Genomic DNA, 22,691 nt, shown 5'->3' with positions numbered 1-22,691 from the left:
TATATGCAAAAAAATGAGGGGGATCAAGTTTGACACTTGAAATATTAAATGAGTTTAACATAGAACAGTTTCAAAATGATTTAATTGGTTGGTTTGAAAAAGAACAACGTGATTTACCGTGGCGAAAAAATAAAGATCCATACCGTGTTTGGGTTTCAGAAATTATGTTACAGCAAACAAGGGTAGAGGCTGTAAAACCATATTACGCAAATTTTATGGGGAAGTTTCCTACGCTTGAAGCGCTAGCAACTGCCGATGATGAAGAAGTATTAAAAGCATGGGAAGGCTTAGGTTATTATTCTAGAGCACGAAATTTACATGCTGCAGTAAAAGAGGTAAAAGAAGTATACGGCGGGACAGTACCGAGCGATGTAAAGAAAATTGAAAAATTAAAAGGAGTGGGACCATATACAAAAGGTGCCATTTTAAGTATTGCATATGGCATACCAGAGCCAGCGGTTGATGGAAATGTTATGCGCGTATTATCTCGTATTTTATCAGTGTGGGATGATATTGCAAAACCGAAAACGAGAAAAGTTTTTGAAGAGATTGTGCGTGAAATTATTTCTATAGAAAATCCATCTTATTTTAACCAAGGTTTGATGGAATTAGGGGCATTAATTTGTATACCGAAAAATCCATCTTGTTTACTTTGTCCTGTACGTGAACATTGCAGAGGGTATGCTGAAGGTGTTCAAAAAGAACTACCAGTGAAGAGTAAAGCGAAAGCACCTACAATGGTACCGCTCGTTGCGGGAGTACTTCAAACTGAAGATGGCCGTTACGTAATTAATAAACGCCCAAGTACGGGATTACTGGCTAATATGTGGGAGTTCCCGAATATTGAACTAAGTGAAGGTATTCGTAATCAAAAACAACAGCTTACGGATTATATGAAGGAGAGCTTTGATCTCTCTGTTTCTATTGATGAATACGCGATGAATGTACAACATACTTTTACACATCGTACTTGGGATATCTTCATATTTTACGGAAAAGTAACAGGTAATATTGTCGAAACGGATACATTAAAGTTTGTATCGAAAGAAGCGTTTGAACAGTTACCTTTCTCGAAATCACATCGTACAATTTACGAAAAGTGTGTTGAGAAAATTACAATGCAGTAAAGTGAAACTTTAATCAGTGGGGGTTTTCTTCATCCCCCACTGATTATTAGCCTTCACCAATCGGGCTTTTATGGGCAGCAAGGCCCCAACCTAACTTCTTTGCTTTCGCTGCATTTTGAGGTGGGGTCTTACTGCCCGGCGAATAGCGGGATAAATAATAAAAACGTGTTCCAGAACTTTGGAACACGTTTTTTATATTGAAAATAAATTTGTATTTTGAGGTTGAAAATCCACGCGTTTATAATCCGCCCCGAGACTCGATTTCTTTCACAACTTCTTTATAAATCGTTTGTCCCTCTACATTTAGATAAGGCATAATTTGCTGAAATGAATGATGAAAATAAGCTAATTCATCCTCATTCCATTCATTTTTGGAAATCATAGTTAGCTCAGTCATATCACGTCCAGTATACATATTCCCACCTCCATCATATGTAGTTTGAATGAGTGATAAGAGATATATACGTGAATTTTTAAAAAGAAAATTAGGGATAACTTCTAAGTGAATTGGTTACATTATTGATTGTGGAGGTGAGAAAGATGAGTAAAAAACAACAAGGTTATAATAAGGCAACTTCTGGTGCTAGCATTCAAAGTACAAATGCTAGATATGGTACAGAGTTTGCAACTGAAACGAATGTACAAGCAGTAAAACAAGCGAACGCACAATCAGAGGCACAGAAAGCACAAGCTTCTGCTGCTCAAAGTGCAAATGCTAGTTATGGTACAGAGTTTGCAACTGAAACAGATGTGCATGCAGTGAAAAAACAAAATGCACAATCAGCTGCAAAACAATCACAATCTTCTAGTTCAAACGAGTAATGAAAGAAAAACACTTCTCCAATTCGAGAGAAGTGTTTTCTTTGTGTGCGTGTCACTGTAATGGAAATAAAGGGAACGACATAACTTCTAATAAGTCAACAAATATAGTCAAAGGAGAAAGAAGTTCACGATTAGAAATATGTAATAGGAATTATAACTGGCGAATGAATCAAAAAGGGGGTAAGTGATGAACGATTTTGATAAGTTGGTAGGAGAGCAGTTGGAAACGATGGATGAGCTTTTAAAGTTACAATCACATTTAGAGAAGTATCAGCAAATTGAAATGAGTGGAAGGGATACGTGCGATAAAAAAGAATTGCATTTTATCCGTCAAGAAATATACAGAACAGAAATAGCATTAAAACTTTTGCATGAAAAATTTGAACAGCAAACGAATAATGTGATTCAATCTTTTGAAACCGAAAAAATAATTTCAAATTAAGGGTGAGATATGTTGTTGATTTTAGGTGAAAAGTCCTTTCTTAAACAGAGGTGAGGGGGCTTTTCTTTTTGTTATATCTTCGTTTAATCTTCTAAAATAAGTATTGCTAATTCATAGGAAATGTTCCTTCGTTAAAAGGGTTAGTGATGTGGTATTCAATAATACAAACTTCATTATATTCCTCATGAAAACAAGTGTCCTATCGCTTTAGTTTTAAAATTTTGACAAAAAAGTTATAATAGAAAAAAAGTGAATGCAGTTCAAGGGGTAGTTAAGACAACTTAAGAAAAGCATTTGCGGTTGAAAGAAGGGAGCATATATGGGATTTCCCAAAGAAGGAGAAAAGGTACAAATACATAGTTATAAACATAATGGCTCCATTCATAGAATGTGGGAAGAGACAACAATTTTAAAAGGGACGCAGAGCCTTGTGATCGGAGCAAATGATCGTACAGTAGTTACGGAATCAGATGGTCGAACATGGGTTACTCGCGAACCTGCGATTTGTTACTTCCATGCTAATTATTGGTTTAATGTAATTGGAATGCTGAGAGAAGAAGGAGTATATTATTATTGTAATTTAAGTTCTCCTTTTGCATATGACTCTGAAGCATTAAAGTATATTGATTACGACTTAGACATTAAAGTGTATCCAGATATGACATATACACTTTTGGATGAAGATGAGTATGAAAAGCATAGTCAAATCATGCAGTATCCACCTGTTATTGATACAATTTTAAAACGAAATGTAGCACATTTAACACAGTGGATTCATCAAAGAAAAGGTCCATTCGCACCGGATTTCGTAGATATGTGGTACGAAAGATATTTAATGTACAGAAATTAAAACAAACCTGCAGGGAATTTCCCGGCAGGTTTGTCCTATTAGAGGGGGGATTATGTGCAAGGTATAAAAAGATATTTACAATTTGTTAAACCATATCGATGGCTTATTGCTATTACAATTATTATTGGTCTTGTGAAGTTCGGTATCCCGCTTATTATGCCATGGTTATTAAAGTATATTATTGATGATGTTATTCAAGGTACGGGATCGCTTCAAGAAAAAACGTCTCAATTAATAACCGCAATTGGGATTGCTTTTTTTATTTTTGCAGTAGTAAGACCGCCGATAGAATATTATCGTCAATATTTCGCGCAGCGCATTGCCAATACAATACTATACGATTTACGAAAATACATTTTTGGGCACTTGCAAAAATTGAGCTTACGTTATTATTCGAACACAAAAACAGGGGAGCTTATTTCACGTGTAATCCATGATGTAGAACAAACGAAGGACTTTGTAATTACTGGTCTTATGAATGTCTGGTTAGATACTGCAACAATTGTTATTGCCATTATCGTTATGTTTTCTATGAATATAAAATTAACCTTTGTTGCTTTATTAATCTTACCTATTTATGTAGTTGCAGTGAAATATTTTTTCGGGCGCCTTCGAAAATTGACGAAAGAGCGCTCGCAAGCGTTAGCAACTATGCAAGGGTATTTACATGAACGTATTCAAGGGATGCAAGTGACACGTAGTTTTGCATTAGAAGAATATGAAAGAGGACAGTTTGAAAAGAGAAATAATGAATTTTTAACGAAAGCACTAACTCATACGAGTTGGACGGCGAGAACGTTTTCGGTAGTGAATACGTTAACGGATTTAGGGCCGTTACTTGTTATTGGTTTTGCGGCATATGAGGTAATTCAAGGGGCGTTAACACTGGGTACGATGGTTGCTTTTGTTGGATATATGGATAGTTTATATAGTCCGCTTCGTCGCCTTGTTAATTCATCTACAACATTAACACAGTCTTTCGCCTCGATGGATCGAGTGTTTGAATTGTTGGATGAAAAATACGATATTGTTAATGTGCCAAATGCGGTGCAAACGAAAAGGCTAGATGGGGAAGTTATATTTGATAATGTTTCTTTTCGTTATAATGCGGATGAAAAAGAGATATTGCATAATCTGTCATTAACTATGCGCCCGGGAGAGAAGGTTGCGCTTGTAGGGGCAAGCGGAGGAGGAAAGTCATCTCTTGCTAGTTTAATTCCGCGTTTTTACGATGTTTCTGAAGGTGCAGTTTATATAGACGGGATAGATGTAAGAAAGTATGATATGAGAAATTTGCGTAGTAATATTGGAATTGTGCTACAAGATAATTTATTATTTAGTGATACAATCGGGGCTAATATTTTATATGGCAATCCGAAAGCTACAGAGGCGGAAGTGATTTCAGCTGCCAAAGCTGCACAAATTCATAATTTTATTACAGAGTTGCCAGAGGGCTATGATACTGTTGTTGGGGAACGTGGTGTGAAATTATCTGGTGGACAAAGACAGCGTGTAGCAATCGCACGGGTTTTTCTAAAGAATCCGTCTTTACTTATATTAGATGAAGCAACTTCCGCTTTAGATTTAGAAAATGAACGATATATTCAAGAGGCACTGCAAACGTTAGCTGCAGATCGGACAACAATTATCATTGCACACCGATTAGCGACGATTACGCATGTCGATACAATTATTTATGTTGAAGATGGTGAAATAAAAGAAAAGGGTTCTCATGAAGAGTTAATGAAAAAGAGGGAATTTTATTACAATCTATATCAACTTCAGCATATAACAGAAACAGCTCCTTTAGCGTAAAAGGAGCTGTTTTTTATTCGTCTTCTTTTTTATCTTCGATTTGGAGTTCACTCTCTGGTTTATGGTATGTGTAGAAGCTATCCACAAGTAAATCTAAATGCTCTACTTCCTCACTGTAGTTAATAATTGAAGAAATAAGAGGGAAGAGATGTAACCATATTTTATATGCTTCCTCATCGTCCTTATTTTGATAATCCATAAAGATATCAATCAATTCTTGTTTACCTGTTTCAACTTCATCAAGCATTTCAACAGATTGTTGTTTCTTTGCTTTACCAATAAATTTTAATAACACTTGTTCGTGATAATGCGTTAATGAATCAAGTTCGTTTTGAATAGATTCCTGAAACTCTTCTGGCATGTAGCGCAGTTCATTTTCAGTGCGATGCAATGACTTTAACGTGCTTAAAGCGCGGCTTGTTGTCGCTAACATTTGTCTGAATAAAACGAGCTTACGAATTTTCGCGAATTGTATTTTTTTCGTATAGCTTCTTTCTTCTTTATACAGCAAATAGTAATGATTTAGTTTAATCATTTTTTCTTTCATGCGATCAATATCGGTTTTTAGCGTTGTAAAATCAGAAGCTTGCCTACTGTTCATACGAATCCATTTAACAATTTCCTCTGTATTATCAACGATGCGATGGTAAAGTTTTGTTTCATATTTTGGCGGCATAAATACTAAATTTACAAGTGAAGCCGCAATAATTCCAATCATAATCGTCGCGAATCGAAGTAAGGCAAAATTAAAGAAATCTTCGCCTTGATACTCCATAATGGCGATAACTGTTACTAAAGCGATTGATATTGTTTTTTCTAAGCGTAATTGTAAAGTAAGAGCAATTACTAATATACACGTTAATCCAATAATAAAAGGATTATGTCCAAAAGCAGTAGCAAATACGATAGCGAATACAGCACCAATTACGTTTGCTTGAATTTGCTCAAGAGCTGTTAAATACGAGCGATATACAGACGGTTGAACAGCAAAGATAGCTGAGATTCCCGCAAATACTGGACTCGGTAATTGAAGTAAAATACAAGCAAATAAAGCTAATGTAATGGCAATACCCGTTTTTAAAATGCGAGCACCAAGTTTCATACCCTTATTGATATCCTTTCTCTTGTCATAATGAATGTACAACATGATACTATACATTCATTACAATATGTTAGCAAGTGATATTTTAGTGACGTTAAAAAGTTTAATAAATAAATTACAATCAATTTATAATTTCTCCAAATTCTCTTTAAACATCTATTCTTTAATAAAAAAACCTGCTGAATTTCAGCAGGTTTCAAATTGTTATTCTAGATTACTATGCGATGCTCGCTTCGTCAATTTTTTTATGAAAATAAATACTATACATATCATTCGGTTGAAATGGATGGATCCGCCTGTTCTTTTTTCGGGATAATTTCATAGAAGTGAAGCTGGATATCATCTAATAATGGTGTTAACAAAGCAACTTCTTCATATTGTTCATGCTCATTTAATACACGAATGTAGTCTAATAATAGTTCATTCACATCTTGCAAACCATTTTTACTAATTGGCTGCAATGTTACATTTGCACCTTTAGCAATTCTTCTTTTTAAAGCGTGTTCTGTTAAACCTAAGTTTGGCTCATGACGTAAATAAACAACACCACCAGTCATGCCGGCACAAATCCATGGACCAGGATCTCCTAAAACAAGAGCGCGACCATTTGTCATATATTCAAAAGCAAATCCTTTTATATTAGAATATACTCCGATATTTCCTTGTTCTTTTTCGCGGAGTGGTTTTGTAATTCTGCCTCCAATTATCATATCTGCTCCAGAAAGGCGAATGCCAGCACGAGCATCAGCGTTACCTTGCACGTATAATGCACCTTTTTGAGCGCCGTATCCAAATCCTTTTCCGACAGAACCGTTATAATATGTTCCATCTTTTCCTTTTGCTTTCGTTATATAAATGCCACCGCCAAATGAAGTTTTTCCAATTCCATCTTGCGCGCCACCATTTACGTGTATAAATAAGTTCTCGCTATTGTACGCGCCTAATCCGTTTCCGGGAACAGATCCGTTTGTATACTTTAATGTAAGTGGTTCAAGATGAGTGTTTTCATATAATTTGCTACGAATACGATAACAGGATTCTAGACCGCCCATTACGCGTTGCTCTACGCCGACGCTTACTAATTCTTTTGACTGGAGAGAATTTGTTGTTTCAAATTGTTTTTCTTGTACAGATGCCGTTATTTTCACAGATGAATCTTCTATCGTTTGTATTAAATTACGTAAGTCTAATAAGTCCTTGCCTCGAGTTTGTTCTAATAAATCCGATCGTCCGATAATATCTTGTAAGTTTGTGTAACCGAGCTGCCCTGTTAAACGTTTCAATTCTGTACCGAAAGTAGTGAATAGGCTTAATAGCCCTGTAACTGCGCTTTCTAATTCACGTGGAACGAAACGGCGCAGTCCATGTTCTTTCGCTTGAGCTTCAGATTCAATTTGTGTTGCAATTCCGACGTGGCACGTATCAAGATGACAACCACGGCAAGTTGTACAGCCAATTGCAATCATTGATAATGTGCCAAATCCGATCCGGTTTGCTCCGAGGAGCATGATTTTTAAGGCGTCATTTACACTTCGAATACCGCCATCTGCCCAAATCTCTACTTTATGTCTCATATTTGCTTCTAGTAACGCATTGTGAGCAGCTTTAACACCAATCTCTACAGGAAGACCAACATGTTGCAATGCGTGAATACGCGCAGCACCTGTTCCGCCATCAAATCCACTAATGTTAATAAAGTCAGCGCCAGCTTTTGCGATACCGACAGCAATTGTTCCGATGTTAGGAACGACAGGAACTTTTACAGCTACTTTTGCAAGATGATTAGCCGTTTTAATTTCTGTAATCATTTGAGCCAAGTCTTCAATTGAATAAATATCATGGTTGTTAGAAGGTGAAATTAAATCCGAACCAATTGTAGCATTACGTGCTTCCGCAATTTTGGCAGTCACTTTTGAGCCAGGCAAATGTCCACCTTCACCAGGCTTTGCTCCTTGACCTATTTTAATTTCAATTAAATTTGATGAATTTAGTAGTTCAGCGTTTACTCCAAATCGGCCAGATGCAACTTGTTGTCCGCGTGTATGTGGGTACTTACCAATCATATCTTTAATTTCGCCGCCTTCACCGTTCAAACTAATCATATTTAGCTGATCGGCAGCTTCTGCATACGCGCGAAAGGCAATTTCATTTTGAGAACCAAATGACATAGAACTAATAATAAATGGTAAATCATGATTGTGAATGCCGATGGACACTTCTTCAGTCGGAACTACATGCTGTGCTTGTTTTGTTTGAACAAGGTGCCTGATTGCGATGGGAGTGTTTTCTTCTAATTCACTTAACTTGTCGCGGTAATCATCATAAGAGTTTCCTTTTGCAACATCACCAATTGCTTTCCAAATCCGCGGGAATATATGAAATGATTTTCGCATTCTAACTTTTGGATTGTTAAAATCCTCAGCTCGAATTTTTGCATCTTCAGCAAGTGATTCAAGTGAAAAAGCTAAATTATTTGAACCGCAGAAGTTTGTAATTTGTAATATATTTGCGATTTCCTCATGTAATCCAATAGAGGAGAAGAGGCGACCGTAACCGCGTAATTCATGAATTCCAATCGTTGAAATTACTTTCTCTAGTCCTTTATTAAGTGCGGTATACAAATTAGTAATTGGTACTTTTGTTTCATCATTTACCGTTGCGAACAATAAATATGGATTAATACCATCTGCCCCTAATCCGTATAGCGTGACGATATCGTGTAAGGAGCGAAGGGCACCGGAACGTATAACGAGAGAGCATTTCCGACGTAATTTATTTTCAGTTAATGCTTGATGTACTTTAGCAGTAACTAAATGTGGGTCAATCCATAACAGTTCATTTTGATGAGATTTAGCATCATCTAATAATAGTAGGGAAGCACCATTTTTAACGGCTGCTATCGCTTCGGAACTAATTCGATTTAATGCGATCTGTAGAGTTTCTGATGGACTAAATGTAATAGAAATTGTAGAGACAGAGCTATGAGTAATGAATAGCTGTATAAGTTGTTCGTACGTAATCGTGTGTAAGTCTGCCGCGATAGATTGAGCTAAATGCCCTTCTAAAATAATGGGTGAAAGCATCTCGATTACAAATGGTTGTTTAGAGTTATCTAATAAACCCGGACGCTCTCCGAGTACAGTACGTGTGGAGAAGTGTTCAACTTCTCGATCGCGATCGATTGCTGGATTTGTAACAACGGCTACACTTTCCTTAATGAAATCAGCAATATTTCGTCTATCTGTATCAAGTGCGGCAAGTGGTGAGTCATGCCCAAGTGACCGAATTGGTTCGACGCCTTTTGTCGCCATTTGTTCAAGGAGCTGAATATGTTCTCGATCCCAGCCAAAAGCGACGTATTGATTCGTTTCAACTTGAACCGAAGCACATAATCCCTCAGTTTCTTTCGTTTCAGGGATAGATAAGTTTACATGATAATTGGTAACATCGATTCTTTTCTTAAAACGGTTATATACTTCAATTTGATAATTGTCGTATTCATAGAGAACGAGCTCATCTTGTTGATTCCATTTTAATCCAACTTTTTCTCCAGGAGCGAGTGGTTTCGGCTCTGCTACATATTCAGTTGGTGATACAACTCCAGGTTCAGAAGAGAAAATATAGGAGCTCTCTGTCTCTACTTTCCAAACTGGGCGTAATCCAAGGGAATCGACACTGAAAACAGCTTCATCTTTATAACGTGAAATAATACCAGCTGGACCTTGTGCGAAATGCCCCCAAGCCTCACGTATATAAGTGTATAAGTTTTGTAAGTTTGTTTCGTAAAGTTTTATTTCATTAATAATTGGTGGAAATAATATATCCATTGCTTCAAATAAACTGTAGTTATACTGAACGAGAAGGGTTTCTAAGGTGCGGTTTAAATCTTGGGAATCACTGCCCCCGGCAGTAAGTGGTACATTAATCATTTCAGCTTGATCGCGTAATTTTGCAATCGTGTTAATTTCGCCATTATGTCCGAGAATGCTAAATGGTTGTACACGAAAAAAATTAGATAACGTATTAGTAGAATAGCGATTATGTCCTAGTGTCATAGTTGAAGCGATAAGTGGGTGTTGTAAATCATTGTAATAAGCAACGAGTGTATCGCCAGCACCGAGAACTTTATATACAACATGTTCATGACTTAATGAGGCAACATGAATTGCTTCATTTTCTTCGATTTTTATTGTTACAGAAAATAATGTTTGTTCAATATTTTTAACTTCACTTTCGGCGATAAGGGCAATTTGCCAAAATAAAGGTTCTTCTTGTTTACCAAGAGGACCGAGTGCATCTGAGTTTATTACATCATCATTTTCGAGAACAATTGTAAAGCTTTCATTGTTTAGTTGCGTACGAATGTAATCTTTTAACTCAGCAATGTTTTCTTTTTTGTTTAGAAAAAAATGTCCAACGATAAAGTGGGGATGATCCACAATCGTTGGATTATATCCGCTACTTTTCAGTTTTTCATTCCAAAGTGCTTTTGGCATGTCGATATGAATTCCGATACCATCTCCTTCGCCATTAATGAAACCAGCTCTATGATTCATTTTGACTAGCGATTGTATACAAAGATCGATGTTTTCTTTTGTAGGAATTCTTCGTTTTTCCATAACGGAAACGATTCCACACGCATCATGTTCTGCATTTTTATAATTCCGAAATAAAGACGGTGTCCATTTGTTTTTTTTGTTGAGCATCCGTCAATCCCCCCTCTGGAAAATAAATTTTGAATAATCTTACTATTTAAGGCGTGAACTGCCTTGTATACATGGATAGTAAGGATATAAAAGAATATAAAACAGATAATTATGAATAATTATACTATTAATGAGGGATTTATGAAATAGAAAAAAGGAAAAAAGAAAGATGGGCTTTCTTTTTTCCTTTTGTAATGAAGAGATTATTTATTGTTCGCTAGGGTAGAAAATGCTCTGCCAACAGCTTCAATTGTATATTCAATATCTTCTTTTGTATGTTCTGTCGTTAAGAACCATGCTTCATATTTAGAAGGTGCTAAATTAATACCTTCTTGAAGCATCAGCTTGAAGAATCTACCGAACATTTCACCATCTGTATTTTTGGCTGCATCGTAATCTTCAATTGTATTTGTTGTGAAGTATACAGTTAATGCACCCTTTAGACGGTTTACTGTAATATCGATGTTATGTTTTGTAGCTTGATCTAAAATTCCTTTTTCAAGCATTGCGCCAAGTGCATCTAATTTCTCGTATACGCCTTCTTGTTGAAGTACTTCTAGGCAGGCAATCCCTGATGCCATAGAAGCAGGGTTCCCAGCCATTGTACCAGCTTGGTATGCAGGGCCGAGCGGTGCAACTTGTTCCATAATTTCTTTCTTACCACCGTAAGCACCAATTGGAAGTCCACCGCCGATAACTTTACCAAGTGCTGTTAAATCTGGGGTTACGCCAAGTAAGTCTTGAGCGCCGCCATACATAAAGCGGAAAGCAGTAATAACTTCATCATAAATTACTAGTGCACCAGCTTCGTGAACAAGTTCATTAACTTTTTCAAGGAAGCCAGGTTTTGGCTCAACAATACCGAAGTTTCCAACGATTGGCTCTACAAGGATAGCTGCTACTTCATGTCCCCATTTATCTAACGCTTCTTTTAAAGTTTCTACATTATTAAATGGAACAGTAATAACTTCTTGAGCGATACTTTGTGGCACACCTGCTGAATCAGGAATTCCAAGAGTAGAAGGACCAGAGCCAGCTGCTACAAGTACTAAATCGGAATGACCGTGGTAACAACCAGCGAATTTCATAATTTTTGTGCGGCCAGTGTAAGCACGGGCAACACGAATGGTTGTCATAACGGATTCTGTACCAGAGTTCACGAAGCGAACTTTATCTAAAGCGGGCATTGCTTCTTTTAACATTTTTGCGAATTTTACTTCTAATGCTGTTGGAGTACCGTATAGTACGCCGTTTTCAGCCGCTGTTTTAATTGCTTCTGTCACGTGTGGGTGAGCATGTCCAGTAATAATAGGGCCATACGCTGCTAAATAATCGATATATTTATTTCCATCTACATCCCAGAAATAAGCACCTTTTCCGCGTTCCATTGCAACAGGAGAACCGCCTCCAACTGCTTTAAAAGAACGGGAAGGACTATTAACACCACCAACGATATGTTCTAAAGCTTCTTTATGTAACGCTTCTGATTTTGTGAAATTCACTACAATTCATCTCCTTACAAAAATCTATGTATTATTCTAACATGTTTTTTGAAAAGACGTATTGTTTGTGATAGAAGGAGCAGTTGGGTAAACTATTCGTTGTGACATTTAGGAAGGGGGTCCGATTATGAAATCGGTAATTGAGGTACAAGGGTTACGTAAAGAGTTTACAGCCTATTCAAGTCGTCCGGGATTAAAGGGTGCATTTCGCGATTTATTAAATCGTAATTATAAAATAGTACCAGCAGTAAATGATGTTTCTTTTACTGTAAAACAAGGTGAAATGGTTGGTTATATTGGTGAGAATGGTGCTGGTAAATCAACGACAATTAAAATGCTTACGGGGATTTTGACTCCGACTTCAGGGCAAATTACAGTGAACGGAATGAATCCACATAAACAAAGAGAAGAATTTGTGAGAACAATTGGTGTTGTTTTTGGTCAGCGCTCTCAGCTTTGGTGGGATATTGCTGTACAAGAATCATTTCGTTTATTGAAGAAAGTGTACGGTGTATCAGACGCTCAGTATAAGGAACATATGGAACATGTTATTGAAACGTTAGATATCGGTCCTTTGTTAGATAAACCGGTACGGAAATTATCTCTTGGTCAAAGAATGCGTTGTGAATTGGCAGCGGCGTTAATTCATAATCCGCCGTTATTATTTTTAGATGAGCCAACAATTGGACTAGATGTTCTTGTGAAATTGAAAATACGAGAATTCTTAAAAGAGATGAATGAACGTTATAAAACAACAATTTTATTAACGACACATGATATTACTGATATTGAAGCTTTATGTGAACGTGTCATCATGCTTGATGAAGGAAATATTATGTATGACGGATCTTTAGATAATCTTCGTACGCAGTGGGGAGTAGAGAAGGAAATACATTTTCAGTTTGTTGCCCCAGTTTCATACCAGGAGTTATCAATGGTTATGCCAGATAGCCATGTTGTTTGGTTAAAAGCGAAAGAAGAAAACGCATGGGTTGCAAAAATACCGAATGAAGAAGTTATCATTTCTATGTTGATTTCTAAAGTAGTACAAGCCTTTCAAATTAAAGATTTGAAAATTAACGAAGTGTCTACAGAGGAAATTATTCGTAACATTTATGAAGAAGGTATTATGCATGGGTAAGTATATTGAAATGATTCGGATTCGCTTTTTAATGATGCTTGCTTATCGTACAAATTATTACAGTGGGATTTTAATTTATACGATTAACATTGGTGCGTATTATTTTTTATGGCAAGCAATTTATAGCGGGAAAGAGAATATTGAAAGTTTATCTATTTCACAAATGACTACGTATATTGCGATCGCATGGATGGCACGCGCTTTTTATTTCAATAATATAGATAGAGAAATTGCGATGGAAATTCAAGAAGGACGTGTGGCGGTAGAGCTAATTCGTCCGTACAACTATTTAGGTATGAAAGTTATGCAAGGGCTTGGAGAAGGGATATTTCGTTTTGCTTTCTTTTCAATTCCGGGTATGGTTATTGTTACGTTATTATTTTCATTACAAATTACAACGAATTTTCAAACGTGGTTATATTTCTTCCTATCTTTAATATTTAGTTTTATCATTAATACACAAATAAATTTAATGACAGGGATGCTTACATTCTTCTTATTTAATAATAGTGGAATTATGTATGCGAAACGTGTTGTTATCGATTTATTTTCTGGTTTATTATTACCGATTAGTTTTTATCCGTTATGGGCCCAAAAAGCAATGGTGTTTTTACCGTTTCAAGCAATTAGTTATATTCCGAGTATGATTTTCTCTGAAGGTATACAAGGAAGTAAGTTATATGAAGCTTTATTATTTCAAGTGATTTGGGCAATTATACTTATTATTCCAATTGTACTGATGTGGAAAACGGCGAGAAAACGTCTAATCGTACAAGGGGGATGACGAGATGATATATATAAAATTATTTTTGCAATATGCAAGTCAATATATAAAAACAAAATTGGAGTATCGTGGCGATTTTATCGTCGGATTACTTTCAGATTTATCACTACAAGCTGTTAATTTAATCTTCATTCTCGTTGTGTTTGGGCATACCCAAGCACTAAAAGGGTGGAGCCGAGAAGAAGTAATCTTTATTTATGGTTTCTTTTTAGTACCGTTTGCCATTTTTTCAGCTTTCTTTAATATATGGGATTTTAATGATCGTTACATTATTAAAGGAGAAATGGATCGTATATTAACGAGACCGATTCATAGTTTATTTCAAATTATATTAGAAAGAATGGAACTTGAATCTTTAATTGGAGCCATTACGGGGATTATTGTGATGGGTTATGCAGCAATGGAGCTGCAATTATCTTTTTACTGGTATGATTTCTTCTTATTCCTACTTATGGTAGGGGGAGGGGCACTTGTGTACGGCGGGATATTTGTTACGCTTGCAAGTCTTGGCTTTTGGTCGGATGCGAAAAGTTCCATTATGCCGCTTATGTATAACATAGGGAATTATGGACGCTATCCTGTTGATATTTATAACCGTGTTATTGGCTTTGTTTTAACGTTTGTTTTACCGTTTGCATTTGTTGGGGTATATCCAGCAGCATACTTTTTAAGAAAAACAGAGTGGAATAGCTATGCTTTCGCAACGCCAATTGTTGGTGTTATCTGTTTTACTATTGCAATTACCCTCTGGAATCAAGGGGTTAAACGATATCGTGGTGCGGGAAATTAATTATAGAAGCTTGTTCGTTTCTAAGGGATAAATCCGCTATAGTCCTCATACATATAAAATGAGGTGGAGGACATGTTATGGGGATTTATTCTATTAATTGCGGCAATCGCTATTTTGAGAAGTGTCCAATTATTATGGAGTTCATATTCAAATTCCAATCGTTTCTTTTCGCTGTACAATTTAGCTACGTTGTTTTTAATTTATACAACGGTACTGATTGCGTTTGGATTAAGTTATGTTGTGCTAGAGGAAATGGGTTTTGCGGTTTTAAAAGAAGATGGGGATAGGCTAAGTGCTCATTCCTTTCAACTCGTTGAAATATGTTTATATTTTAGCGCGGTTACTTTATTGTCCGTTGGATATGGTGATATAGCTCCGATTGGAATCGGAAGATGGATTGCAATTGGAGAAGCATTAATTGGATATACATTACCGTTTGCTTTTGTGGTAAGGACTGTAATGGACAATGAAAAATAAGGTAGCATTTGTTATAGTAATAGAAAAGAAAAGGAGTGATAACAATGATCACAGTAGGAGAAATAGCACCGGAATTCACATTAGAGGGAAGTACCGGAGAACAAATTCGCTTAGCTGACTTCCGAGGTAAAAATGTAGTTTTATATTTTTACCCGAAAGATATGACTCCAGGGTGTACAACTGAAGCATGTGATTTTCGTGATGCATATGGATTATTCCAAGAGAAGGACACGGTCATCCTTGGCGTAAGTCCTGATTCGGTGAACAGACATATGAAATTCATCGAGAAGCATGAGCTTCCATTTGTACTTTTAGTAGATGAAGATCATAAAGTAGCAGAATTGTACGATGTTTGGAAGTTGAAAAAGAACTTTGGAAAAGAGTACATGGGAATCGAGCGTTCTACATTCCTTATCAATAAAGATGGTGAACTTGTAAAAGAATGGCGTAAAGTGAAAGTGAAGGGACATATTGAGGACGTTCTTTCTTATATAAAATAAATCTATATTAATGTGGAAAAAAATACATATGTAAGGCATGCGTCTATACATATTTTCTTGCGATACATAAAGTGAAAGTGTAGGGCATACCTCCTCAGATGATAGTATTCCAAGTGCGATTATGTCGCACTTTTTTCTATGTAAATGTATAGGAAATACGGGAAGTTACATAAGAATAAGGCTATATACAAAAATAAACCACATACTTATAGTAGAAATATTGACGATTTATAAGAAAAAGAGTACACTCTTTATAAGAATTATAAAATAATAATCCGTATAGAATCGGGGTGCATGACGGTGGTCAAAGAAGAATTAAAAGAAGCGCTAGAAATGCTGAAAAATACGGGTGTACGCATTACTCCACAGCGTCATGCTATTTTAGAGTACCTTGTGGAATCTATGACGCACCCAACAGCGGATGACATTTATAAAGCATTAGAAGGTAAGTTTCCAAATATGAGTGTTGCGACTGTCTATAATAACTTACGTGTGTTTAAAGAAGTTGGACTTGTAAAGGAATTAACTTATGGGGACGCTTCAAGTAGATTTGATTATGTTACAAGTCAACATTATCATGTGATTTGCGAAAAATGTGGTAAGATTGTTGATTTTCCTTATGGAGGTTTGGAACAGCTTGAAGAGGAAGCTGCGAAAACGACAGGATTCATTATTAATAGTCATCGCTTAGAAATTTATGGCGTTTGCCCAGAGTGTCATAAGGCGTAATATATAATAAAGAAAGAGGGTGACTTAATCGTCACCCTCTTTCTTTATTATATAGGGATGAAAAAATACTAAAGTGAAAGTACGTGTTATCCTTTATAGCTTTTTTTATTGTACTTCTCATTAAATTCTTTTCCTTCTAAACTCGGATCCAGTGTTAAAGGTTGGTTGCAATGCATGCATGCGTCGACACGACCAAGCATTTTTGTTGGCTTATCGCAGCTTGGACAAATAATTTGTACAGTCTTAGTAGATAACATACCAATCCAAAAATAAACGACAGTACTAGCGATAACAGCTAAAAAGCCAACCATCATAAATGTTGTCATAATAATAATGTTGTCACGGAAAAAGACTCCTAAGTATGCAATGAAGAGGCCGATAAATACTAAACTTAATGCGAAGGTCCGAATTTTATTGATTTTGTTCGAATATTTAATGCTCATTCTCACCACGCTCCTATAATAATAATATAACATAAAATTTAGAATTTTCACTCGTGTGTAAACTTAGTAAAATGATAAGGAGATATGATTTTTTAAGCTTTTAACGGGATGTGAAATTTTTTTATAAAAAGTATTGACCCTACATATACTGCATGATATATTAATAAACGTCGCTGATGCAGAAACGCAGTGAACGACAAAAAAGAATTTTGAAAAACTTAGTTGACATCGGGAAACGAAGATGTTAACATAAGAAAGTCGCAATTGAGCGGCGAAGTAGTTCTTTGAAAACTGAACGAAACAAACAACGTGAACGTCAATTTTTATTTTTAGATGCTAGACAAACTAACTTTATTGGAGAGTTTGATCCTGGCTCAGGATGAACGCTGGCGGCGTGCCTAATACATGCAAGTCGAGCGAATGGATTAAGAGCTTGCTCTTATGAAGTTAGCGGCGGACGGGTGAGTAACACGTGGGTAACCTACCCATAAGACTGGGATAACTCCGGGAAACCGGGGCTAATACCGGATAATATTTTGAACTGCATAGTTCGAAATTGAAAGGCGGCTTCGGCTGTCACTTATGGATGGACCCGCGTCGCATTAGCTAGTTGGTGAGGTAACGGCTCACCAAGGCGACGATGCGTAGCCGACCTGAGAGGGTGATCGGCCACACTGGGACTGAGACACGGCCCAGACTCCTACGGGAGGCAGCAGTAGGGAATCTTCCGCAATGGACGAAAGTCTGACGGAGCAACGCCGCGTGAGTGATGAAGGCTTTCGGGTCGTAAAACTCTGTTGTTAGGGAAGAACAAGTGCTAGTTGAATAAGCTGGCACCTTGACGGTACCTAACCAGAAAGCCACGGCTAACTACGTGCCAGCAGCCGCGGTAATACGTAGGTGGCAAGCGTTATCCGGAATTATTGGGCGTAAAGCGCGCGCAGGTGGTTTCTTAAGTCTGATGTGAAAGCCCACGGCTCAACCGTGGAGGGTCATTGGAAACTGGGAGACTTGAGTGCAGAAGAGGAAAGTGGAATTCCATGTGTAGCGGTGAAATGCGTAGAGATATGGAGGAACACCAGTGGCGAAGGCGACTTTCTGGTCTGTAACTGACACTGAGGCGCGAAAGCGTGGGGAGCAAACAGGATTAGATACCCTGGTAGTCCACGCCGTAAACGATGAGTGCTAAGTGTTAGAGGGTTTCCGCCCTTTAGTGCTGAAGTTAACGCATTAAGCACTCCGCCTGGGGAGTACGGCCGCAAGGCTGAAACTCAAAGGAATTGACGGGGGCCCGCACAAGCGGTGGAGCATGTGGTTTAATTCGAAGCAACGCGAAGAACCTTACCAGGTCTTGACATCCTCTGAAAACTCTAGAGATAGAGCTTCTCCTTCGGGAGCAGAGTGACAGGTGGTGCATGGTTGTCGTCAGCTCGTGTCGTGAGATGTTGGGTTAAGTCCCGCAACGAGCGCAACCCTTGATCTTAGTTGCCATCATTAAGTTGGGCACTCTAAGGTGACTGCCGGTGACAAACCGGAGGAAGGTGGGGATGACGTCAAATCATCATGCCCCTTATGACCTGGGCTACACACGTGCTACAATGGACGGTACAAAGAGCTGCAAGACCGCGAGGTGGAGCTAATCTCATAAAACCGTTCTCAGTTCGGATTGTAGGCTGCAACTCGCCTACATGAAGCTGGAATCGCTAGTAATCGCGGATCAGCATGCCGCGGTGAATACGTTCCCGGGCCTTGTACACACCGCCCGTCACACCACGAGAGTTTGTAACACCCGAAGTCGGTGGGGTAACCTTTATGGAGCCAGCCGCCTAAGGTGGGACAGATGATTGGGGTGAAGTCGTAACAAGGTAGCCGTATCGGAAGGTGCGGCTGGATCACCTCCTTTCTATGGAGAATTGATGAACGCAGTTCATCAATAAACGTTGACTTGTTTTGTTTCGTTCAGTTTTGAGAGAACTATCTCTCAAGTTTAAATGTATGTTCTTTGAAAACTAGATAACAGTGTAGCTCATATTTTTTTAATTTTAGTTTGGTTAAGTTAGAAAGGGCGCACGGTGGATGCCTTGACACTAGGAGTCGATGAAGGACGGGACTAACGCCGATATGCTTCGGGGAGCTGTAAGTAAGCTTTGATCCGAAGATTTCCGAATGGGGAAACCCACTATACGTAATGGTATGGTATCCTTACCTGAATACATAGGGTATGGAAGACAGACCCAGGGAACTGAAACATCTAAGTACCTGGAGGAAGAGAAAGCAAATGCGATTTCCTGAGTAGCGGCGAGCGAAACGGAATCTAGCCCAAACCAAGAGGCTTGCCTCTTGGGGTTGTAGGACATTCTATACGGAGTTACAAAGGAACGAGGTAGACGAAGCGACCTGGAAAGGTCCGTCACAGAGGGTAATAACCCCGTAGTCGAAACTTCGTTCTCTCTTGAATGTATCCTGAGTACGGCGGAACACGTGAAATTCCGTCGGAATCTGGGAGGACCATCTCCCAAGGCTAAATACTCCCTAGTGATCGATAGTGAACCAGTACCGTGAGGGAAAGGTGAAAAGCACCCCGGAAGGGGAGTGAAAGAGATCCTGAAACCGTGTGCCTACAAATAGTCAGAGCCCGTTAATGGGTGATGGCGTGCCTTTTGTAGAATGAACCGGCGAGTTACGATCCCGTGCGAGGTTAAGCTGAAGAGGCGGAGCCGCAGCGAAAGCGAGTCTGAATAGGGCGTTTAGTACGTGGTCGTAGACCCGAAACCAGGTGATCTACCCATGTCCAGGGTGAAGTTCAGGTAACACTGAATGGAGGCCCGAACCCACGCACGTTGAAAAGTGCGGGGATGAGGTGTGGGTAGCGGAGAAATTCCAATCGAACCTGGAGATAGCTGGTTCTCCCCGAAATAGCTTTAGGGCTAGCCTTAAGTGTAAGAGTCTTGGAGGTAGAGCACTGATTGAACTAGGGGTCCTCATCGGATTACCGAATTCAGTCAAACTCCGAATGCCAATGACTTATCCTTAGGAGTCAGACTGCGAGTGATAAGATCCGTAGTCAAGAGGGAAACAGCCCAGATCGCCAGCTAAGGTCCCAAAGTGTGTATTAAGTGGAAAAGGATGTGGAGTTGCTTAGACAACTAGGATGTTGGCTCAGAAGCAGCCACCATTTAAAGAGTGCGTAATAGCTCACTAGTCGAGTGACTCTGCGCCGAAAATGTACCGGGGCTAAATACACCACCGAAGCTGCGAATTGATACCAATGGTATCAGTGGTAGGGGAGCGTTCTAAGTGCAGTGAAGTCAGACCGGAAGGACTGGTGGAGCGCTTAGAAGTGAGAATGCCGGTATGAGTAGCGAAAGACGGGTGAGAATCCCGTCCACCGAATGCCTAAGGTTTCCTGAGGAAGGCTCGTCCGCTCAGGGTTAGTCAGGACCTAAGCCGAGGCCGACAGGCGTAGGCGATGGACAACAGGTTGATATTCCTGTACCACCTCTTTATCGTTTGAGCAATGGAGGGACGCAGAAGGATAGAAGAAGCGTGCGATTGGTTGTGCACGTCCAAGCAGTTAGGCTGATAAGTAGGCAAATCCGCTTATCGTGAAGGCTGAGCTGTGATGGGGAAGCTCCTTATGGAGCGAAGTCTTTGATTCCCCGCTGCCAAGAAAAGCTTCTAGCGAGATAAAAGGTGCCTGTACCGCAAACCGACACAGGTAGGCGAGGAGAGAATCCTAAGGTGTGCGAGAGAACTCTGGTTAAGGAACTCGGCAAAATGACCCCGTAACTTCGGGAGAAGGGGTGCTTTCTTAACGGAAAGCCGCAGTGAATAGGCCCAAGCGACTGTTTAGCAAAAACACAGGTCTCTGCGAAGCCGTAAGGCGAAGTATAGGGGCTGACACCTGCCCGGTGCTGGAAGGTTAAGGAGAGGGGTTAGCGTAAGCGAAGCTCTGAACTGAAGCCCCAGTAAACGGCGGCCGTAACTATAACGGTCCTAAGGTAGCGAAATTCCTTGTCGGGTAAGTTCCGACCCGCACGAAAGGTGTAACGATTTGGGCACTGTCTCAACCAGAGACTCGGTGAAATTATAGTACCTGTGAAGATGCAGGTTACCCGCGACAGGACGGAAAGACCCCGTGGAGCTTTACTGTAGCCTGATATTGAATTTTGGTACAGTTTGTACAGGATAGGCGGGAGCCATTGAAACCGGAGCGCTAGCTTCGGTGGAGGCGCTGGTGGGATACCGCCCTGACTGTATTGAAATTCTAACCTACGGGTCTTATCGACCCGGGAGACAGTGTCAGGTGGGCAGTTTGACTGGGGCGGTCGCCTCCTAAAGTGTAACGGAGGCGCCCAAAGGTTCCCTCAGAATGGTTGGAAATCATTCGTAGAGTGCAAAGGCATAAGGGAGCTTGACTGCGAGACCTACAAGTCGAGCAGGGACGAAAGTCGGGCTTAGTGATCCGGTGGTTCCGCATGGAAGGGCCATCGCTCAACGGATAAAAGCTACCCCGGGGATAACAGGCTTATCTCCCCCAAGAGTCCACATCGACGGGGAGGTTTGGCACCTCGATGTCGGCTCATCGCATCCTGGGGCTGTAGTCGGTCCCAAGGGTTGGGCTGTTCGCCCATTAAAGCGGTACGCGAGCTGGGTTCAGAACGTCGTGAGACAGTTCGGTCCCTATCCGTCGTGGGCGCAGGAAATTTGAGAGGAGCTGTCCTTAGTACGAGAGGACCGGGATGGACGCACCGCTGGTGTACCAGTTGTTCTGCCAAGGGCATAGCTGGGTAGCTATGTGCGGAAGGGATAAGTGCTGAAAGCATCTAAGCATGAAGCCCCCCTCAAGATGAGATTTCCCATAGCGTAAGCTAGTAAGATCCCTGAAAGATGATCAGGTTGATAGGTTCGAGGTGGAAGCATGGTGACATGTGGAGCTGACGAATACTAATAGATCGAGGACTTAACCATATAATATGAAGCAACGTTATCTAGTTTTGAGAGAATATAAAAAATTTATTGACTTTCAGGGTGAATAAGTTATAATAATGATTGTCTCAAAAGAATAATGTCTGGTAATGATGGCAGAGAGGTCACACCCGTTCCCATACCGAACACGGAAGTTAAGTTCTCTAGCGCCGATGGTAGTTGGGACCTTGTCCCTGTGAGAGTAGGACGTTGCCAGGCAATATTATTCCGCAGTAGCTCAGCGGTAGAGCTATCGGCTGTTAACCGATCGGTCGTAGGTTCGATTCCTACCTGCGGAGCCATTGGAGAGCTGTCCGAGTTGGCCGAAGGAGCACGATTGGAAATCGTGTATACGTCACAAGCGTATCAAGGGTTCGAATCCCTTGCTCTCCGCCATAAGGAATTTATAATATTTGGCCCGTTGGTCAAGTGGTTAAGACACCGCCCTTTCACGGCGGTAACACGGGTTCGAATCCCGTACGGGTCACCACTT

General features: G+C 39.5%; 16 protein-coding genes, 3 tRNA genes and 3 rRNA genes. 17 read left to right on the top strand and 5 right to left on the bottom strand.

Annotated elements, in window-relative coordinates:
• Nucleotides 1–29 precede the first annotated feature (29 nt).
• The gene (gene mutY / locus JFU20_RS12625) at nt 30–1,127 is read left to right on the top strand and encodes an A/G-specific adenine glycosylase (RefSeq protein WP_002091125.1); all 1,098 of its coding nucleotides are present in this window, start codon (nt 30–32) and stop codon (nt 1,125–1,127) included.
• Nucleotides 1,128–1,365: 238 nt separating this feature from the next.
• Here the strand turns inward: mutY and JFU20_RS12620 are convergent, their stop codons facing one another.
• Nucleotides 1,366–1,542 (bottom strand): hypothetical protein, encoded by a 177-nt coding sequence (locus JFU20_RS12620; protein ID WP_185949914.1) that lies wholly within the window; start codon nt 1,540–1,542, stop codon nt 1,366–1,368.
• 125 nt (nt 1,543–1,667) lie between these two features.
• On the opposite strand from JFU20_RS12620, the gene JFU20_RS12615 reads away from it, so the two are divergent.
• The 4 genes from JFU20_RS12615 to JFU20_RS12600 all read left to right on the top strand — a co-directional run bounded on the left by JFU20_RS12615 (nt 1,668) and on the right by JFU20_RS12600 (nt 5,056).
• Nucleotides 1,668–1,949 (top strand): gamma-type small acid-soluble spore protein, encoded by a 282-nt coding sequence (locus JFU20_RS12615; protein ID WP_201038661.1) that lies wholly within the window; start codon nt 1,668–1,670, stop codon nt 1,947–1,949.
• 187 nt (nt 1,950–2,136) lie between these two features.
• Entirely contained in the window at nt 2,137–2,391 is a 255-nt protein-coding gene (locus tag JFU20_RS12610) for a YgaB family protein (RefSeq protein WP_002010338.1), read from the top strand.
• Nucleotides 2,392–2,710: 319 nt separating this feature from the next.
• Nucleotides 2,711–3,241 carry a nucleoside tri-diphosphate phosphatase gene (ntdP, locus tag JFU20_RS12605; RefSeq protein ID WP_000506630.1) on the top strand — a complete coding sequence of 177 codons (531 nt, stop codon included), beginning with the start codon at nt 2,711–2,713 and terminating at the stop codon, nt 3,239–3,241.
• A gap of 54 nt (nt 3,242–3,295) precedes the next feature.
• A complete protein-coding gene (locus tag JFU20_RS12600) occupies nt 3,296–5,056 on the top strand; it encodes an ABC transporter ATP-binding protein (protein WP_201038660.1) in 1,761 nt (586 codons plus the stop codon).
• Between the two features lie 13 nt (nt 5,057–5,069).
• Here JFU20_RS12600 and JFU20_RS12595 read toward each other — a convergent pair whose 3' ends face one another.
• From JFU20_RS12595 to hemL, 3 genes are all read right to left on the bottom strand, one after another.
• The gene (locus JFU20_RS12595; protein ID WP_002010342.1) at nt 5,070–6,158 is read right to left on the bottom strand and encodes an aromatic acid exporter family protein; all 1,089 of its coding nucleotides are present in this window, start codon (nt 6,156–6,158) and stop codon (nt 5,070–5,072) included.
• A 269-nt stretch (nt 6,159–6,427) separates the two neighbouring features.
• Nucleotides 6,428–10,864, bottom strand: a complete 4,437-nt coding sequence (locus tag JFU20_RS12590; protein WP_002010344.1) for a glutamate synthase-related protein — start codon at nt 10,862–10,864, stop codon at nt 6,428–6,430.
• A 203-nt stretch (nt 10,865–11,067) separates the two neighbouring features.
• On the bottom strand, nt 11,068–12,366 hold the full coding sequence (gene hemL, locus JFU20_RS12585) for a glutamate-1-semialdehyde-2,1-aminomutase (protein WP_002010346.1): 1,299 nt from the start codon (nt 12,364–12,366) through the stop codon (nt 11,068–11,070).
• Between the two features lie 127 nt (nt 12,367–12,493).
• Here hemL and JFU20_RS12580 point away from each other — a divergent pair, with 127 nt between their 5' ends.
• From JFU20_RS12580 to perR, 6 genes are all read left to right on the top strand, one after another.
• Complete coding sequence (locus tag JFU20_RS12580; RefSeq protein WP_002010347.1) at nt 12,494–13,507, top strand: ABC transporter ATP-binding protein; 1,014 nt, start codon at nt 12,494–12,496, stop codon at nt 13,505–13,507.
• On the top strand, nt 13,500–14,291 hold the full coding sequence (locus tag JFU20_RS12575; protein ID WP_000521522.1) for an ABC transporter permease: 792 nt from the start codon (nt 13,500–13,502) through the stop codon (nt 14,289–14,291). Before JFU20_RS12580 ends, JFU20_RS12575 begins: the two co-directional genes overlap by 8 nt.
• Nucleotides 14,292–14,295: 4 nt before the next feature.
• Entirely contained in the window at nt 14,296–15,081 is a 786-nt protein-coding gene (locus JFU20_RS12570) for an ABC transporter permease (RefSeq protein ID WP_002091114.1), read from the top strand.
• A 72-nt stretch (nt 15,082–15,153) separates the two neighbouring features.
• Nucleotides 15,154–15,558 (top strand): potassium channel family protein, encoded by a 405-nt coding sequence (locus JFU20_RS12565; RefSeq protein ID WP_002091112.1) that lies wholly within the window; start codon nt 15,154–15,156, stop codon nt 15,556–15,558.
• 44 nt (nt 15,559–15,602) lie between these two features.
• Nucleotides 15,603–16,058: a thioredoxin-dependent thiol peroxidase gene (gene bcp / locus JFU20_RS12560; protein WP_002010353.1), complete on the top strand. Its 456-nt coding sequence runs from the start codon at nt 15,603–15,605 to the stop codon at nt 16,056–16,058.
• 300 nt (nt 16,059–16,358) lie between these two features.
• Nucleotides 16,359–16,787: a peroxide-responsive transcriptional repressor PerR gene (gene perR, locus JFU20_RS12555; protein ID WP_165762387.1), complete on the top strand. Its 429-nt coding sequence runs from the start codon at nt 16,359–16,361 to the stop codon at nt 16,785–16,787.
• 86 nt (nt 16,788–16,873) lie between these two features.
• On the opposite strand, the gene JFU20_RS12550 is transcribed toward perR, so the two are convergent.
• Complete coding sequence (locus JFU20_RS12550) at nt 16,874–17,230, bottom strand: YgzB family protein (RefSeq protein ID WP_002063699.1); 357 nt, start codon at nt 17,228–17,230, stop codon at nt 16,874–16,876.
• Between the two features lie 351 nt (nt 17,231–17,581).
• On the opposite strand from JFU20_RS12550, the gene JFU20_RS12545 reads away from it, so the two are divergent.
• From JFU20_RS12545 to JFU20_RS12520, 6 genes are all read left to right on the top strand, one after another.
• A 16S ribosomal RNA gene (locus tag JFU20_RS12545) occupies nt 17,582–19,133 on the top strand.
• A gap of 146 nt (nt 19,134–19,279) precedes the next feature.
• Nucleotides 19,280–22,201, top strand: a 23S ribosomal RNA gene (locus JFU20_RS12540).
• Nucleotides 22,202–22,301: 100 nt separating this feature from the next.
• Nucleotides 22,302–22,417, top strand: a 5S ribosomal RNA gene (gene rrf, locus JFU20_RS12535).
• Together the 16S, 23S and 5S rRNA genes with 3 tRNA genes alongside form the textbook arrangement of a ribosomal RNA operon.
• 8 nt (nt 22,418–22,425) lie before the next feature.
• A tRNA-Asn gene (locus tag JFU20_RS12530) sits at nt 22,426–22,500 on the top strand.
• A 2-nt stretch (nt 22,501–22,502) separates the two neighbouring features.
• Nucleotides 22,503–22,594: transfer RNA gene (locus tag JFU20_RS12525), tRNA-Ser, on the top strand.
• A 19-nt stretch (nt 22,595–22,613) separates the two neighbouring features.
• Nucleotides 22,614–22,688, top strand: a tRNA-Glu gene (locus JFU20_RS12520).
• Nucleotides 22,689–22,691: the final 3 nt, after the last annotated feature.

The sequence above is a fragment of the Bacillus sp. TH30 genome, from assembly GCF_016650875.1.
In the GTDB taxonomy this organism is placed as follows: domain Bacteria; phylum Bacillota; class Bacilli; order Bacillales; family Bacillaceae_G; genus Bacillus_A; species Bacillus_A mycoides.
This window is presented reverse-complemented; position numbering and strand designations above follow the sequence as displayed.